This window comes from Scytonema hankhaensis NUACC26, from assembly GCF_045865695.1.
Lineage (GTDB): Bacteria > Cyanobacteriota > Cyanobacteriia > Cyanobacteriales > Nostocaceae > Scytonema.
The window spans coordinates 168346-182642 of record NZ_BAACAP010000253.1 but is presented as its reverse complement, the minus strand read 5'-3'; the positions used below and the strand labels follow the sequence as shown (position 1 = coordinate 182642).

Genomic DNA, 14297 nt, shown 5'->3' with positions numbered 1-14297 from the left:
TTACATAAGCAAAGACACCAGTTAGTAACATTACTGGGTAAATATCTACCTACGGAGAATATTTGTAAACAATACTTGGTAAAAACAAATGACAATGTTAGCTAATTACACTGATGAACGTGGAAGTGGCAGAATTGACCTGCATACCTATGCGGGCAGCTGAATTCCGAGCGCGAATTACAAATTAGCGCCTAAGAGTTCCTTCGGCAAAATACTATTGTGTGTTGCGATCGCGGCTTGACGACTGCCTTCATTCCCATAACTCAGATGAATTATTATATAGCTATCTGGCTTATAAGGCAATCGTTCAGCCCACTCAATTGCTACAATTCCCGGTGTGACCTCAATACCTTCCCAATAAGTTTCCAGATTTAGAGCAGCCACTTCCTTTGGTTCTAACCGATAAAGATCGAGGTGGTACAAGGGGATGCGTCCTTCCGTATACTCATTAATTAGAGTAAAAGTAGGGCTGACAATTGGTTCGGAGATACCCAACCCTTCACCTAAACCTTGGACTAGGGTTGTTTTGCCTGCACCTAAATCGCCTTGTAATAAAATAACGCTCCCAGCACTTAAAGATTGACCGAGTGCAATACCGAGTTTGCGTGTTGCCTTGGTATCCGACAAATAAATTTTCATAATTTGTTAATTGTTAGTGGATAGTAGATAGTGGTTAGTGGTTATTAGCTACTAACAACTAACAACTAACAACTAACAACTAACAACTATCATTTTCCTTGATGTGCTCCACTGTACCAACGCCATAACACTTTTGCCAGTCGCTGCGGATTGTGGCGCACGCAACCTGTTTCATCTTCATGCATAACATTTGCCAGAACAATTCGTCGCCCTAACATTGTGACTTCTTCTCGATCTAGAAAGACAGGGTGAGAGTTTTGTTGGGCATAACGGACAAGTGCGCGAGGAGTAGGAGATTTTTTATGTACGAGTACGGCATTAAATAGGGGTTTTCCACATGCTGCATCAATTGCTCGAATGTGATCTGCAACAGTGTAATCTTGGGTTTCCCCTGGTTGAGTCATGATGTTACAAACATATATACGGGGTGCTTGAGAAGCTGCGATCGCATCAGCAATTTCTGGGACTAGCAGATTGGGAATTACGCTAGTGAAAAGACTACCGGGACCCATAATAATATAGTCAGCTTCTTTGATTGCCTTGATAACTGCTGGCAAAGCTGGGGGATGGGCGGGAGTACAGCCAATTTTGACAATATGACCTCCGGCTGCGGTGATATTAGATTCACCTTCAATCCGCCGACCATCAGACAATTCTGCCCAAAGGCGAACATCACTGAGAGTTGCGGGTAATACTTGTCCTCGGATAGCTAAGACTTTAGAACTTGCTGCGATCGCCCGTTCGAGGTCACCAGTAATATCGCTGAGTGCTGTTAAGAATAGATTACCGAAACTGTGACCTGTTAAGCCATCCCCTGCTTTAAAGCGGTATTGAAAGAGTTCAGTTAATAACTTTTCTTCATCAGCCAACGCTGCTAAACAGTTGCGAATATCTCCTGGTGGTAGAACACCAATTTCCCGACGCAACCGTCCCGAAGAACCCCCATCGTCCGCGACAGTGACAATAGCGGTAATGTTAGCGCTGTAAACCTTGAGTCCTCGAAGTAATGTAGAAAGACCAGTGCCACCGCCAATTGTGACAATTTTTGGTCCTCGATACAATCGTCGATGCGCCAGCAAGACATCAATAAGTTCTTCATCGCCTTCTGGTCTGAGGACTTTTGTAATTGAACCTACTGTCCGAGTTTGTCCCCATAAAAGCAATAGCAAGCCACACAACAAAACCAAAGGACCGCTAATGTAGTACGGTACAATGTTGGTAATTGTTCCCAGAAAGTCCTTGATCAACTCAATCGCCCAAAAAATTGGGGTTAGTCTAACCCAAATTGCAAGACCGAGACTTGCTAGCAGTACACCCCCAACGCTGATGAGCAACCATCGTTTGATCGATATTCCAGGGGACAACCATTTGAACCACTGATTAACCCGATGGGAAGTGCGACGGCGCGACTGCTTTTGCAGGGCGTTGAGGGCTTGTCTGAGAAAACCGATTGACATACCACAAAAAGGAGCAGTGCTACTAACAACAATGAATAACAGAAAATGTACACCACGTGGTTTTTTCCCGAATGTGGAATTGTGACATTTTGCCATCCCATTAGACCAAAACAGAGTAGTCAAAGTTGCCAGTATGCCGACTCATTCTTCCTCTAGGTATAGAGAAACAATAAGTGAATGGAACAGCGAATTTTAGGGCTAGATCCCGGACTGGCAAGTTTGGGATTTGGCGCGATTATATGCCAAAAAAGTCAAACAAAGGGGCAACAAGAATCAGTAAATTTACTAGATTTTGGTGTCATCAGTACCCCAGCGAGTATGGAGTTAGGACAACGACTATGTACTATATACGACGATCTGCACACCCTGATCGGGGAATATAAACCAGAATTAGTGGCTATTGAGAAGTTCTTCTTCTATCGTATGGCAAATACCATCCTTGTGGCACAAGCACGAGGTGTTGTATTGTTAGTTCTCGCACAGCATAAGTTACCGATTGTGGAGTTTACACCCGCTCAAATTAAACAAGCGCTTACGGGGTATGGAAATGCAGAGAAACAAGAGGTTCAAGCAGCAGTCGCGAACGAGTTGAATTTGGATTATGTTCCCCGCCCTGATGATGCTGCAGATGCGTTAGCTGTGGCGTTGACTGGGTGGTTTCAGATTTAGATAGCGAACCTCATACTCGTTTAACAATTTTATAAACTCTTTGAAATCCTGGTTCAGCATGGTATTTTTATCACCAAATCATATATAGCAATTCCCACTTCCGTAAGGTACACCGAAAAAATAATTAACCGCAGATGAACGCAGATGGACGCAGACAAATTTGTATCTCAATAGATTAAGAAATGCTATAATTGATATATTTGGCGGTTTAAACTTATGCCTCAATCATACCATTTTGTTTTTTTGGTAAAGATTTAATTACCTTAACTAAATTTTCTAAATTCGATCCACCTTGAAGAATTTCATTCAAAGTCTTTTCAAAGATATTATCAAATGAAGGATTATTGATTGAAGATTCAATAGCACAGATAAGAAAGTTATAGGGCGTTATATATCTAACTCTTAATTCAGTTTTTGAATCTTCTAAATCCTTAAAACTACCATCAATTATACAAGATCTATCATCATACTCCGCTCTCGTAATCAAATAATTATCGTTGTAAATTCCATATTCTTCAAGATAGTAGCCAAGTTTTCTCTGCCAATATTGAATTTCTTCTTGTGTGCTTGTGCAAAGTAGAGTTGTCTCCATTGGAGCGGTTTCAATATAGACAAAACACTGATAATCTAAACCAGAATTAAAAGCAGCAACTCTATTAATTTTTAATTCATAAGCATCAATAAGAACTATGTCATTTTTTAAGAGTTTAAAACTACTAATATGTAAATTTGCTAATCCTCGTAGCCATAAAATAGGATTAAATTTTTGAATAACTAAAGGAGCTTCTAATAGTTTAGCTATTCTCTGAGTTGCTTCAATTGGTGATTCAAAAACTTTCAAACCTCGTACACCAGGAAATGCTCTCATAAATCTTCTATAAAACAAATCAATACTATAATTACTATCTTTTGATATTGCTATTTTCTTTTGCGGCAAAAATTTACTTTTAAAAACAGGATTTTTTTCCTCCGAATTATTATCCAGAGTCATGGCGATTATTCCTTCTTCAAAAGCTCTATAAAAAATATTTTGACTGTCTTGAATATCATAACCTAGAGCATCATAAAATCCTTGAGAGAATTTTAGTGCAGCCATATCCGTAATTTTCTGATTCATCCCAATTACATAATCAATATGTTCACTTATAGCTTCGGCTGTTTTATCTGAGTGACAAGCATTCAAGACTACACATTCTACATAATTCTTGTGTAATCTAAAAAGTGTGGCAAGTGGCTCTGGCATAACTATGTTAAGAGAACCGGCATCATCTTCTAATACTAAGCTACCATCTTCCATTCCATAACCGCAAAAATGAATGATTTGTGGTTTCTCTTCAGCAAGTGCTCTCCGAATATCTTGAGAGCGTACAGCAGCTCTAGTCTTAATTTCATAAAAATCTCTTCTTGTAGCGCGTCGAATAGCTTCTTCTATTTCACGGATCTCTCTGTCTAATCGCAAATTTGAAGAAATTGCTGATAAGATTAAGATTTTTTTAGGCTGGGTAGTCATACTTGTTGCTCCTCAATAGGAAACTACTGCTGCATTATATTATAAAGTTTCTGAAAAGCTGAGTCTTAACATCCTTTCACAGAAACTCGACTAGTTATTTGACGATAAATTGCTGAAGAACGGGGTGTTTTTGAAATCTTCAAAGTCTCTTCAACAGCTTTTTTGGGGTCATTAGGTTTAGCTGATGAAGATTGCCAGAGACCTTTTTTTTCTAACCATTGTCGTAGGGGAACATCTTGTTTATATTTAAATGCTGTCGCTACAACAGGAGAATCTTGCAATATCCAGGCTTCTAGTTCTGGACTGATAACAATAACTGCAAAATTATTGTCTTTCCATCCACTCTTAAGCATATTACTACTGATGCGCTCTTCAATAGCGTTGACACCTGGTGAACCTTCCCAGTCATTATCGAGAACTATAACAGCATGATGATGTGTTCTTTGATAAAGACGGAGAAATTCATGAGCACGGGTAAAAACTCCTGGGTCGCTACCACTTTCATCTACTATTAAATCTTCATTGATCTCGAATTTAAATTGATGAATTCCTAAACTTAAATGAAACTTTTCTCTCGTTAAAAAACCTAGAAATGTAGCCTCCATATTTTTGTCAGCTAGTAGGAAGATACAATCTCTCATCCAAATACCCCCGCAGCAAACAGGGAACCAAGGTCAATGCTCCCCATCCAGTCTTGAAAACGCGGATGCTTATCCCCTGGTATTGCTTTTACACCATTTTCCTGACTTTCTTTCATTACAATTACTGATTTTAGATCGGTATGTGCTAAAACTACCGGAGAATAAGTAGACATAAAAATTTGAGAATCATACAAAGAACTTAAAGATTGCAGGACTACCTCTATTAATCTAGGATGGATACTGTAAACAGGCTCTTCTACAAGAATTACACGTGGTATTTGAGGTAAATAAGGTAGAATTGTCAATGCCAAAATATTTAGCATTCCATAAGATAGTTCGGACGATGTAACAATATGTTCTCCAGAATATTTTAATTGCAGATAAGCGTGGTTATTTTCCTCCGATCGCACAGCTTGAATTGTCTGCAAATTAGGAAAAGCCATTTTAATATGTTCGACCCAATAATCAAATAAATCTGGTTGCTCTGTTTGTAAATTTAGAACTAACCAAGGTAAATTTGCCGCATCAGAACGCAAAGTTTTTCGTTGACTTGGTGGAAAAGCTTTCCTTAACAATGAGTAACTCGGTTGATAGCACATTATCTCTTTTTCTAAAAAATTTTTAAACCAAAGTGTAGCCGGAAAATCATGAAATTCTTGTGGGAAGTTGGCTAAAACTAATTCTTGAGGTTCTAGTTCAAATTCCATGCGATCGCCAATATTATTTTCTGGCATGATAAGCGCTCGATCTCGTAATCTTCGTTGAATAATAGGTTGTTTATTAAAAGAATCTTTTATTCTCGTTTTTCTATCTGTTTCTGGCTCAAAATGTTCGGAAGTTATAATATATAAATATTCATAATTTACAGGAATTTCCGTATCACTAACTATTTTCAAGTTGAGTTCATAACGCACATACTGTGGATGTAAAATCTTACTGGTGACGACATTGAACGCTTCAGGTTTCAATAACTGACTAATAACCTCTTGTGGTAACTGAGCTTCTATAGCAAACCCAAAATTATCGCCTTGTTGCTTGTAAATCAAATTTCGTAAGCTGTCCACTCGGCGACCTCCAGTAATAGACGGAGACTCCAAAAATGCAGGTACTAATCCCTTTGATAAAACTTCGCTAAGCAATACAGGTATGTCAAGCAGCGTACTTTTACCTGTTCCATTTAGACCAATTAATACATTATATTGACCGACTTGAATATCCAGATTGTCAAAACAGCGATATTTATATGCTTCTATTCGAGAAATCATGCGTTACAACTTAAGTTACTATTGAATTATACTCATTATATTTGGCTAAAATTCTATAGCAATTCTATTGGATTTATGAAATACAAGTTTGGCGAGTATGCCTACCACGAAGACTTTTGGTGGGCATTGCCCACCCTATGAGACTGGAAATTTTTACAGTAGTTATGGAACCGCAGATATATGCGGATGCACGCAGATGAAGTTGTATTTCATTTGGATGAGAACCGCTGTGTTTATGGCGTTTTGGATTTTTACTGCCACGTTTGCTCTATTTGGCTTGTAGAATGCATTATTAAAAACCTCTGTCAAATCATTGTCTTTTAGTTTGACACGTTACAAGATGTTTCGCTAAATACAATCAAGAATGGTACACCGCTTCCTAGTCTACCAATCTACAAATCGGTCGGCGTCCATCTGCTAAAGGCTGCGGTTAATTCTTCTATAACTTATAGAAGTGGGAAATGTTATATAAAAAACGTATTAAATACTACTACCATAACAGTATTTATAACAAGTTAAGAAAATTGTATGACTGTCAGCGAGGAAGTCTTTTTTAAATGACTACTCCCTTCGGTGCCAGAAGACTACCATTACAGGTAGGGTGGGCACTGCCTACCAACGGCGAATGTGCGGCATAGCCCTACCTACAAAGTAAGTGGAATTTTAGAGCCCAAAGGGAGTAAGTGCATAAGGCAATTTTGATGAAACCTATTTACAGGCAGAAGATTAATAAATGAAGTCACGGTAACCCATTCATAGTCCAACCAAAAAGCATTTAAAAAATCGTCTTATTTTATGAGGATTTCATGAAAAAATACCTTTCTAAAACAGTAATTGTATTTACTGTTGTTGCTACTTTAACAACTGGCTGTCGCTCTAGTGAAGACTACAAAAAATTAACAGATGCAGGAACAAAATATGCTGAAGCTGTTAATGAATTATTAACAACTGCTGGTGATATTAGAATCGATCTCACCTCCGAGCAAATATTGCGCGATGATAGACAGAGCAATCAAAGCCTTGAGAACTATATGCAGCGTTCTCAATCAGATTTAAAACGGCTGCAAGTTATAGAAGACGTTCGCAATCATAACATTCTTCTGAGAAAATACTTTTCCACACTTCAGGAGTTAGCAACTTCTAATGCACCTAACGATGCACAATTAGAAATTGCAAGTATTGCTACAAATCTTAACAATATTGGTCAAAGGTTAGAAAATAGCGAGGTACTGTCTTCAAGAAATGAAGGAATTGCTAGAGCAGCAACCAATGCTATTATTAGTTCCAAAATCAAAGGTGCATTAAAAGAAGAGTTGGAAAAACGGCATAAAACAATTCTGAAAGAATTGACAATACAACAAGAAATGCTTAATTTTCTGAGTGAAAGTTTGCAAGATGATGTTGAAATGATGAAATCGGCACGCGAACAGCGCCTCATTATAGAACCTCTCACAAGTAGCACAAACATCGAGGCGCAAAACCAATGGATTGAAGATAGAAGAAAAATCATCACGATAGATAGAAAGGTAGCAGAACTTAAGAATGCAGGTGAGGCATTAGGGGAATTTCAAAAAGCTTATGAGGCTGCAGTGAGAGGCGAATTGAATACAGCACGTCTCAATCACCTCTTAAGAGATATAGATACATTTTTAGCGCTTATCGAAAACAACAATTAATCAATTTGTAGAAGAATTAGAAGGAATAGTATCATGACAAATACAAGTAACCAAAACTTACAAACCAAACAGCAAATATTAGCAGAGATGAGGCAGCATGAAAAAAGGCTTGGTTCGGCCGAAATGAATAGAGCAATCCAAAACGAACCCGATGAAAACCGGAGAAAGGAATTGCTTGATATCAGAAGAAATTATGAAGAAGCTCGTAAAAACTTAGAGAATGCAGTTTTAGAAAAAATTGGATTGCGTTTAAAAGAGCAAGAAAACGAGTTGAAAAATGCCTTGAATGAACTAACCAATGTACTAGAAAAAATTAACAATACAGTTGCAGTTCTTAGAACAGTTAATCTAGTTACAAGTATTGTGGGTCGAATTGTTAGTATTTTTTGATGATAACCAGCAATTCACCTGTTATACCGAATAAATTGTTGTAATCATGAGACAGAGTATCCTGCCTGTGAATCTAGAACGGGCGTCTCGCCCGTTCCACAAAAATGTGATTTTGTTATCTATATCAATCAAAAAGTGGTGTTCTCAGCTGAGTTACTATACACCCCGACGAATACGGATTTGACCGGGGGTAATAACAGTGAATGAGCCAAAAAGTGCTTCTTGATGCTGTTCAATTACACCAGCAACGATCTCTCCTCTCAAAATCGGCGATAAGCTTCCTAAACGAAGGAGAATGACTCCGACTGCGGAACGAGACTCACGAAATATCAACTCACCAAAGTCTGTGTCTGCAGTAAGAAGTAGCGCATTTTCGCTATTTGCCATTGCTAGAACAGTCTCGTCGCTGATTTCTGGATTCATCTCTACAATAGCAAAGACAGTGTGACCATCAGATCGTAAGCGATCTACAACCTGGCGTGGGATGTTGGCGTCAGCAAGGAAAATCATGTATGGTTGGAAATGGAGAACACACGCTCATGTCGAACTGATTCGGCTGCAAACGTAAGCGCTGCTTGAATTCCCTGATGGGTGAGGGAAGGGTACGCATCAAGCAACTCATCAATAGTACGCCCTCCTGCCATCTCCTCAAGAATATGCTCAACGGTAATGCGAGTCCCCTTGACAACGGGTTTTCCAAGCATTATTTTCGGGTCAGAAACGATGGATGGTTCCATATAATTTACCTCATATTAATTAAATGTATAGTTCTATCTTCTATCGTTCTATCTAAAGACATACCACCCTTATTTTACAGCCACTTGTATGAAACAATAATCTCAGTATGTTTTAATACTGACCACTAATCATTGTTCGCTGATTCAATCCCAAGTCAGCAGCAATACGATGAGCGCAAGCAAACCCAGAAAATGCCACTGCATTTAAACCCTGACCGGGGAACGTACTATCTCCCACACAGTAAAGCCCTGTTACTGAGGTTCTATTAAATGGCATTCCCAACAACCCCCGCAACTTATAGCGGGGGATTGGTCCATAAGTACCATCATCACGACCTAAAAATCGCCGATGGGTTTTAGGTGTCCCCACCTCTAAATAATCTAAACCATCATTTAATCCTGGAAAAATCTTTTCCAAACGGTCAATTATTCTCCAAGCCGCTTGTTCTTTCTTGGCTTCATACTCACTTACTGATAAACCCTGCCACTCATCAATCCAGGAAGGTGTAAAAGAATGAATGATATGATAACCAGAAGGTGCTAATTCTGGGTCAAGCAATGTAGGAATCGACACAAATAGAGTTCCCTCTGTTGCTGTCATCTTTTCCCAATCTTCTAGCAAAATATGATGGCACTCTGTTCCAGAAGGTAAAACTTCCGCTTTGACTCCCATGTGTAAATTTAAAAAACTTGGTGACTTCTGATAGCGTAGCTGCCATTTCTTCTCATTAGATGGAATTTCTTGTGGATTAAGTAATTTCTCAAAGGTATCCCAGCGTGTAGCATTTGAGATAATTCGTTTGGCTCGGTACACTTGACCGTTGGTGAGTCGTACACCCACAGCACGTTTATTTTCTATAATAATGTTAGAGACTTTAGCTTGATATTGAATTTGACCGCCTGCTTGAATCAACCCTTCTACTAATTTTTCAGCAATTTTTCCTACTCCACCTTTAGGGTAATTCACACCTCCATAGTGCCTGTCTGAAAAAACCATTCCAGCATTGATTGCGGGTGTCATCTGAGCTGGTACGACTGACCAGCAATAGCACTCCATATCTATAAATTTTAGCAACTGAGGGTCTTTAATATAATGCTTTGCTATATCTCCAACATTTTGAGGAAGGTATTTTGCTAAGCCAAGACACGCTAATGGCTTCTGAAAGAAACTCCGAAGTAAATACCGGGGTTCTTCCAGTGATAATAACTCTAGACTGTTGAGATAATTGAAGACTTTCCAACATTCATCGTAAAATTGACGAATTCCTTTACTTTCATGGGGAAAGTATTTAGTTAAAGAAAGCAAGAATTCTTCATACACGCGGTCAACTTTAATATCTAAACCGTCTGGTAAATGATAATGAATTTGAACGCGATCGGGAATCACTTCTAAGTTAACATTGACTGCTTGTAAGGCGCGAGTGAGTAAGTTAGTCGTTCCTTTTTGCCCGAATCCAAATATCATTGATGCTCCAACATCAAATCGATAACCCTGTCGCTCAAAATAACCAGCGCTACCTCCAGGAATTAAATATTGTTCTAGTAGCAGCACTTTAGCCCCTTTTACTGCTAATTGAGTTGCTGCGACTAAACCGCCTATCCCAGATCCAATAACTATGGCATCAAAAAAGGGACTGGGGACTGGAGATTGGGAATTTGTCATTTGAAACATGAAATTAGTAAATTTTGACTCTTAATGATTTTAAAGTGTCCAGTGTCCTATTATCTCAAACTAAAGAACAAGCCAAAAAATGTGAATGACTCTATAGCAATCCTAAATCATTTATAAACAATCTTAGGTACTGTAGGGTGGGCAATGCCCACTACCAAGTCTATTGATGAGCATTGCCTACCTATATTTTATAAATCAAATAGGACTGCTATAGTATTTATTTTCTAATATCCTAATCCCCAATCCCTAGTCCCCAATCGCCACTCAAAAAAACAGGGACAAGCCAGAAGAAAGCTGACCAATCCCGTTTGCCGATCCTTAAAGAGAGGAGAACACTGAATAACAATATACCCTTGATTGAGAATTCTTGTCAACTACTAATGCAATTAATTATCAATAAATTTAAAGCAGTTGTCATACTGGAAACTTGCTATCGGCAAAAAGTATTATGATGTTTCAGTCGTTAACTATTACAAAAAGCGGCTATTTCCGGCTATGACGCTACAATTGCGCGTATACGTTCCCCCTCATCCTCTCATAAAGCACTGGTTGGCAGTTGCTCGCGATGCTGGAACTCCCTCAGTGCTGTTTCGCAGTGCTATAACGGAGTTAGGAAGGTGGTTGACTTATGAAGCAGCTCGAGAATGGTTGCCTACTCAAGAAACAACAGTACAATCTCCTCTAGATGCCTGTCCGGCAACTTTGATAGATCCAACGGTACCTGTGGCAGTTGTACCAATTCTACGAGCCGGATTGGGGTTGTTGGAAGGGGCGCAAACAGTTCTGCCTCTGGCATCGATTTATCATTTAGGCTTGGTACGAAATGAAGAAACTCTACAACCTCAGTGTTACTTAAATAAGTTGCCACAAAAATTTCAACCCCAAACACGAGTGTTGGTTACCGATCCAATGCTTGCAACGGGTGGATCTATGATGGCAGCTATGGCAGAATTAACACAACGGGGTGTCGATCCAACTCTGATTCGGATTATTAGCGTAGTGGCAGCTCCACCAGCTTTGCAAAAATTAAATGATGCTTATCCCGGCTTAATTGTTTACACTGCTACTATCGACCCAATGGTTAACGATCGCGGCTTCATTGTACCTGGTTTGGGCGATGCTGGCGATCGTATTTTTGGAACTTAAGCTAGTATGCACGTAGGGGCAGCGACCAGTAACCAGTGACCAGTAACCAGTGACCAGTGACCAGTGACCAGTGACCAGTGACCAGTGACCAGTGACCAGTGACCAGTGACCAGGGAATAATAATAAATGATGACTGATAACTGTAAAGGAGTATGAGGTGGTAAAGATATGAGTCAGCGAGATGGTTTTGCAAGTGGTTTTTTAACTGGAGCAATTGTTGGTAGTCTAGTAGGAGGGCTTGTGGGTGCGCTTGTTGCTTACAAGCGAGAACCTGAAGAATTACCAGAAGAAGAGCGTCAGTTAACTTCTAGTGCAACAGAAGTTAAAAAAGCAGCGAAAAAGCGTCCTATCAAAGCTTCTGAGGAAGACAATATGGAGATGGAGATGGCACGGCGCTCTCTAGAAGATAAAATTGCTCAACTCAATGCCACAATTGATGAAGTGCGTCAGCAATTGGGTCAGGTGAATGGCAATGTCCATCAATCTCCACACGATCGCTCTTCTCGCGCTGAGATACAGTGACCAGTGACCAGTGACCAGTGACCAGTTGGTTAACGACTTAAAACTGGGAAATAAGGTTGATTGTCGTATTATCTGCACCCGTTGTGGCAAGCGCTAAATTAGAATCAAAGATAAGACTGCTTTTAACACTTAATAGGAATCTAAGCCATCCATGAATCTACTGATTACCACGCTCTATCAATTCGTACAGATTTATAGTATCCTACTGATTATCAGAGTTCTCTTGTCATGGTTCCCTAACATTAGTTGGGGTAGTCAGCCATTTGCAGCCCTCAGCCAAATTACAGATCCTTACCTCAATCTGTTCCGTTCTATAATTCCCCCTTTAGGTGGAATGGATTTTTCTCCAATACTGGCTTTCCTACTGCTAAACGTCTTGAGTTCTTTACTCATGTCTCTAGCACGCCTTCCCATAGTCGGTTAAATTTGGTCGTTGCTTCAATAATCGTCTTAAAAGAACAATGTAGAGACGAGCCATGGCTTGTCTCTACAGAAATTGTCTACAATCCACAATCTACAATTAATTTAATTTCTGTAAATTTTTATTAGAGACGATCGCTAAAAAACCGTCTCTACTTTTTTGCTAATGGTCACTGGTTACTGGTTACTGGTCAGTGTGAATTACTTCCGAATTTGAGCGCTGAATCCTGATGCCTTAAATTGCTTGAGTTTTAAAGGCAAAGGTTGATTCGCTGCTACGGAAATTCGCAATTCAAAATCACTTACACCGGGCGGAATTTCATCAATAGATCCAAGGCGCGTGCGGTTTTGCATCACTGGATCGTTGTTAGCGTCATAAATACGACCAAAAATATCCGCATCATAGACAGTCTTATTAGTGTCATTTTTAGCTTTACCTGTCACGAGAAAGCAGTTGGCTGCCATAGTCGTTCCACCACTTGTTACTGCACCTTTTGCTAGTTCTGGCGGACATTGTTGGTAAGTGAGATCGTATAGCTTAACTTGTGTCAGTGCTTCAGCAAAAGGGGAAAATGCTGATGATAGTACCCAAATGATACAGGCAATAAGAATAACTGTGAGCGCTCGCAACTGCATAAAAGACATCGTGGATAAATAGAATCATAAGCTACACTTACCTCAGCTTACAGGAATTTCGCTCTATAGGTATGGAAGACTTCTTTTTTAATTTTGTAATAATTATTAAATAAAGCTCTCAGCAACTTGCTAAGAGTTCAATTTAGTCCTCAATTGCTGTACCACCTATGAGTCCAGATGAGATTCAAGTAGCTTTGCAAGCGGCGTTCTACCGTTGCGATGCAGTTAGCTGTCCTCTCAACGATACACAAAAGGAGATCCTCCTACAAGTCGTAGAAAAACTTAAGGAAAACTCTCAACTAGAAGTATCAGATGTTTTAAATCCATTAGACGAACTGATTCAAGAGGAAAGACAAGCACTGTTAGAATTTGTCAAAGCCCAAGAAGCGCAAAACCTTTCGTGGAAAGCACAGCTACTGAACGATTGGCTGCTTGAACAGGACTCAGGTGCAGTACAGTTTATTCGCGATCGCTATGGCTTACAATGGCTCAATCGCGTTGAAGAGCGTCATTTCCAAAAGTATACAAGTGAGTCCGTGCCAAAGTTAAAAGTTGGCGATCGTATTGAAGTATGTAATGCTTTGTGGGAGTGGGTACAAGACGATGGTCCGTGCAGTCGTCAATGGTACAATTGTATTGTTATCGGATTAGATGAAACGCATCACAGTAGTGGGTCGTCAACCAACTGCATTATTCGCTTCAACACTGGAGAAGAATACGAAATTCAAGGAATGTATGAATGGAATCGGTATTATTGGCGATTGGGGACTGGGGATTAGGGACTAGGGACTGGGGATTGGGAATTGGGGATTGAGCAATAGGAGAAAAAGGAAAAATTAATAGTAACTTATTTCATAATCGCCAATTGCTAATCGCCAGTCCCCAATCGCTAATCGCTAATCGCCAATCCCCAATCG

Annotated in this window: 16 protein-coding genes; 7 read left to right on the top strand and 9 right to left on the bottom strand. The window is 39.6% G+C overall.

The window, feature by feature from the left end; translation table 11 throughout:
• Window positions 1-177: 177 nt before the first annotated feature.
• Entirely contained in the window at window positions 178-639 is a 462-nt protein-coding gene (gene tsaE, locus ACKTT2_RS50185) for a tRNA (adenosine(37)-N6)-threonylcarbamoyltransferase complex ATPase subunit type 1 TsaE (protein WP_407900610.1), read from the bottom strand.
• Window positions 640-728: 89 nt separating this feature from the next.
• On the bottom strand, window positions 729-2096 hold the full coding sequence (locus tag ACKTT2_RS50180; RefSeq protein ID WP_407900631.1) for a gluconeogenesis factor YvcK family protein: 1368 nt from the start codon (window positions 2094-2096) through the stop codon (window positions 729-731).
• A 177-nt stretch (window positions 2097-2273) separates the two neighbouring features.
• On the opposite strand from ACKTT2_RS50180, the gene ruvC reads away from it, so the two are divergent.
• A complete protein-coding gene (gene ruvC / locus ACKTT2_RS50175) occupies window positions 2274-2765 on the top strand; it encodes a crossover junction endodeoxyribonuclease RuvC (protein WP_407900609.1) in 492 nt (163 codons plus the stop codon).
• 214 nt (window positions 2766-2979) lie between these two features.
• On the opposite strand, the gene ACKTT2_RS50170 is transcribed toward ruvC, so the two are convergent.
• The 3 genes from ACKTT2_RS50170 to mads3 all read right to left on the bottom strand — a co-directional run bounded on the left by ACKTT2_RS50170 (window position 2980) and on the right by mads3 (window position 6181).
• Window positions 2980-4275 carry a CHAT domain-containing protein gene (locus ACKTT2_RS50170; protein ID WP_407900608.1) on the bottom strand — a complete coding sequence of 432 codons (1296 nt, stop codon included), beginning with the start codon at window positions 4273-4275 and terminating at the stop codon, window positions 2980-2982.
• A 65-nt stretch (window positions 4276-4340) separates the two neighbouring features.
• Window positions 4341-4916, bottom strand: coding sequence for a methylation-associated defense system protein MAD4 (gene mads4, locus ACKTT2_RS50165; protein ID WP_407900607.1), 576 nt, complete (start codon window positions 4914-4916; stop codon window positions 4341-4343).
• Entirely contained in the window at window positions 4913-6181 is a 1269-nt protein-coding gene (gene mads3 / locus ACKTT2_RS50160; protein ID WP_407900606.1) for a methylation-associated defense system AAA family ATPase MAD3, read from the bottom strand. Before mads3 ends, mads4 begins: the two co-directional genes overlap by 4 nt.
• 806 nt (window positions 6182-6987) lie before the next feature.
• On the opposite strand from mads3, the gene ACKTT2_RS50155 reads away from it, so the two are divergent.
• Both ACKTT2_RS50155 and ACKTT2_RS50150 read left to right on the top strand, forming a co-directional pair.
• Window positions 6988-7857, top strand: a complete 870-nt coding sequence (locus ACKTT2_RS50155; RefSeq protein ID WP_407900605.1) for a hypothetical protein — start codon at window positions 6988-6990, stop codon at window positions 7855-7857.
• A gap of 33 nt (window positions 7858-7890) precedes the next feature.
• A complete protein-coding gene (locus ACKTT2_RS50150; RefSeq protein ID WP_407900604.1) occupies window positions 7891-8247 on the top strand; it encodes a hypothetical protein in 357 nt (118 codons plus the stop codon).
• A 156-nt stretch (window positions 8248-8403) separates the two neighbouring features.
• Here the strand turns inward: ACKTT2_RS50150 and ACKTT2_RS50145 are convergent, their stop codons facing one another.
• The 3 genes from ACKTT2_RS50145 to crtH all read right to left on the bottom strand — a co-directional run bounded on the left by ACKTT2_RS50145 (window position 8404) and on the right by crtH (window position 10647).
• Window positions 8404-8757, bottom strand: coding sequence for a DUF5615 family PIN-like protein (locus ACKTT2_RS50145; protein WP_407900603.1), 354 nt, complete (start codon window positions 8755-8757; stop codon window positions 8404-8406).
• Complete coding sequence (locus tag ACKTT2_RS50140; RefSeq protein WP_407900602.1) at window positions 8754-8984, bottom strand: DUF433 domain-containing protein; 231 nt, start codon at window positions 8982-8984, stop codon at window positions 8754-8756. Before ACKTT2_RS50140 ends, ACKTT2_RS50145 begins: the two co-directional genes overlap by 4 nt.
• 112 nt (window positions 8985-9096) lie before the next feature.
• Complete coding sequence (gene crtH, locus ACKTT2_RS50135; RefSeq protein ID WP_407900601.1) at window positions 9097-10647, bottom strand: carotenoid isomerase; 1551 nt, start codon at window positions 10645-10647, stop codon at window positions 9097-9099.
• A 504-nt stretch (window positions 10648-11151) separates the two neighbouring features.
• On the opposite strand from crtH, the gene upp reads away from it, so the two are divergent.
• From upp to ACKTT2_RS50120, 3 genes are all read left to right on the top strand, one after another.
• Window positions 11152-11802 (top strand): uracil phosphoribosyltransferase, encoded by a 651-nt coding sequence (gene upp, locus ACKTT2_RS50130; RefSeq protein WP_407900630.1) that lies wholly within the window; start codon window positions 11152-11154, stop codon window positions 11800-11802.
• A gap of 168 nt (window positions 11803-11970) precedes the next feature.
• Window positions 11971-12324: a ssl2009 family thylakoid membrane protein gene (locus ACKTT2_RS50125; RefSeq protein WP_407900600.1), complete on the top strand. Its 354-nt coding sequence runs from the start codon at window positions 11971-11973 to the stop codon at window positions 12322-12324.
• Between the two features lie 151 nt (window positions 12325-12475).
• Window positions 12476-12748 (top strand): YggT family protein, encoded by a 273-nt coding sequence (locus tag ACKTT2_RS50120; protein WP_407900599.1) that lies wholly within the window; start codon window positions 12476-12478, stop codon window positions 12746-12748.
• Window positions 12749-12945: 197 nt separating this feature from the next.
• Here ACKTT2_RS50120 and ACKTT2_RS50115 read toward each other — a convergent pair whose 3' ends face one another.
• A complete protein-coding gene (locus ACKTT2_RS50115; RefSeq protein ID WP_407900629.1) occupies window positions 12946-13380 on the bottom strand; it encodes a hypothetical protein in 435 nt (144 codons plus the stop codon).
• A 167-nt stretch (window positions 13381-13547) separates the two neighbouring features.
• On the opposite strand from ACKTT2_RS50115, the gene ACKTT2_RS50110 reads away from it, so the two are divergent.
• Window positions 13548-14159: a hypothetical protein gene (locus ACKTT2_RS50110; protein WP_407900598.1), complete on the top strand. Its 612-nt coding sequence runs from the start codon at window positions 13548-13550 to the stop codon at window positions 14157-14159.
• Window positions 14160-14297 lie beyond the last annotated feature (138 nt).

Bases quoted from the DNA above. Each gene is read 5' to 3' on its own strand.
- tsaE (WP_407900610.1), bottom strand. From the start codon at position 639: ATGAAAATTTATTTGTCGGATACCAAGGCAACACGCAAACTCGGTATT.
- upp (WP_407900630.1), top strand. From the start codon at position 11,152: ATGACGCTACAATTGCGCGTATACGTTCCCCCTCATCCTCTCATAAAG.
- ACKTT2_RS50115 (WP_407900629.1), bottom strand. From the start codon at position 13,380: ATGCAGTTGCGAGCGCTCACAGTTATTCTTATTGCCTGTATCATTTGG.
- ACKTT2_RS50155 (WP_407900605.1), top strand. From the start codon at position 6,988: ATGAAAAAATACCTTTCTAAAACAGTAATTGTATTTACTGTTGTTGCT.
- ACKTT2_RS50170 (WP_407900608.1), bottom strand. From the start codon at position 4,275: ATGACTACCCAGCCTAAAAAAATCTTAATCTTATCAGCAATTTCTTCA.
- mads3 (WP_407900606.1), bottom strand. From the start codon at position 6,181: ATGATTTCTCGAATAGAAGCATATAAATATCGCTGTTTTGACAATCTG.
- ACKTT2_RS50150 (WP_407900604.1), top strand. From the start codon at position 7,891: ATGACAAATACAAGTAACCAAAACTTACAAACCAAACAGCAAATATTA.
- ACKTT2_RS50110 (WP_407900598.1), top strand. From the start codon at position 13,548: ATGAGTCCAGATGAGATTCAAGTAGCTTTGCAAGCGGCGTTCTACCGT.
- ACKTT2_RS50140 (WP_407900602.1), bottom strand. From the start codon at position 8,984: ATGGAACCATCCATCGTTTCTGACCCGAAAATAATGCTTGGAAAACCC.
- ACKTT2_RS50120 (WP_407900599.1), top strand. From the start codon at position 12,476: ATGAATCTACTGATTACCACGCTCTATCAATTCGTACAGATTTATAGT.
- crtH (WP_407900601.1), bottom strand. From the start codon at position 10,647: ATGACAAATTCCCAATCTCCAGTCCCCAGTCCCTTTTTTGATGCCATA.
- ACKTT2_RS50145 (WP_407900603.1), bottom strand. From the start codon at position 8,757: ATGATTTTCCTTGCTGACGCCAACATCCCACGCCAGGTTGTAGATCGC.
- ruvC (WP_407900609.1), top strand. From the start codon at position 2,274: ATGGAACAGCGAATTTTAGGGCTAGATCCCGGACTGGCAAGTTTGGGA.
- ACKTT2_RS50180 (WP_407900631.1), bottom strand. From the start codon at position 2,096: ATGTCAATCGGTTTTCTCAGACAAGCCCTCAACGCCCTGCAAAAGCAG.
- ACKTT2_RS50125 (WP_407900600.1), top strand. From the start codon at position 11,971: ATGAGTCAGCGAGATGGTTTTGCAAGTGGTTTTTTAACTGGAGCAATT.
- mads4 (WP_407900607.1), bottom strand. From the start codon at position 4,916: ATGAGAGATTGTATCTTCCTACTAGCTGACAAAAATATGGAGGCTACA.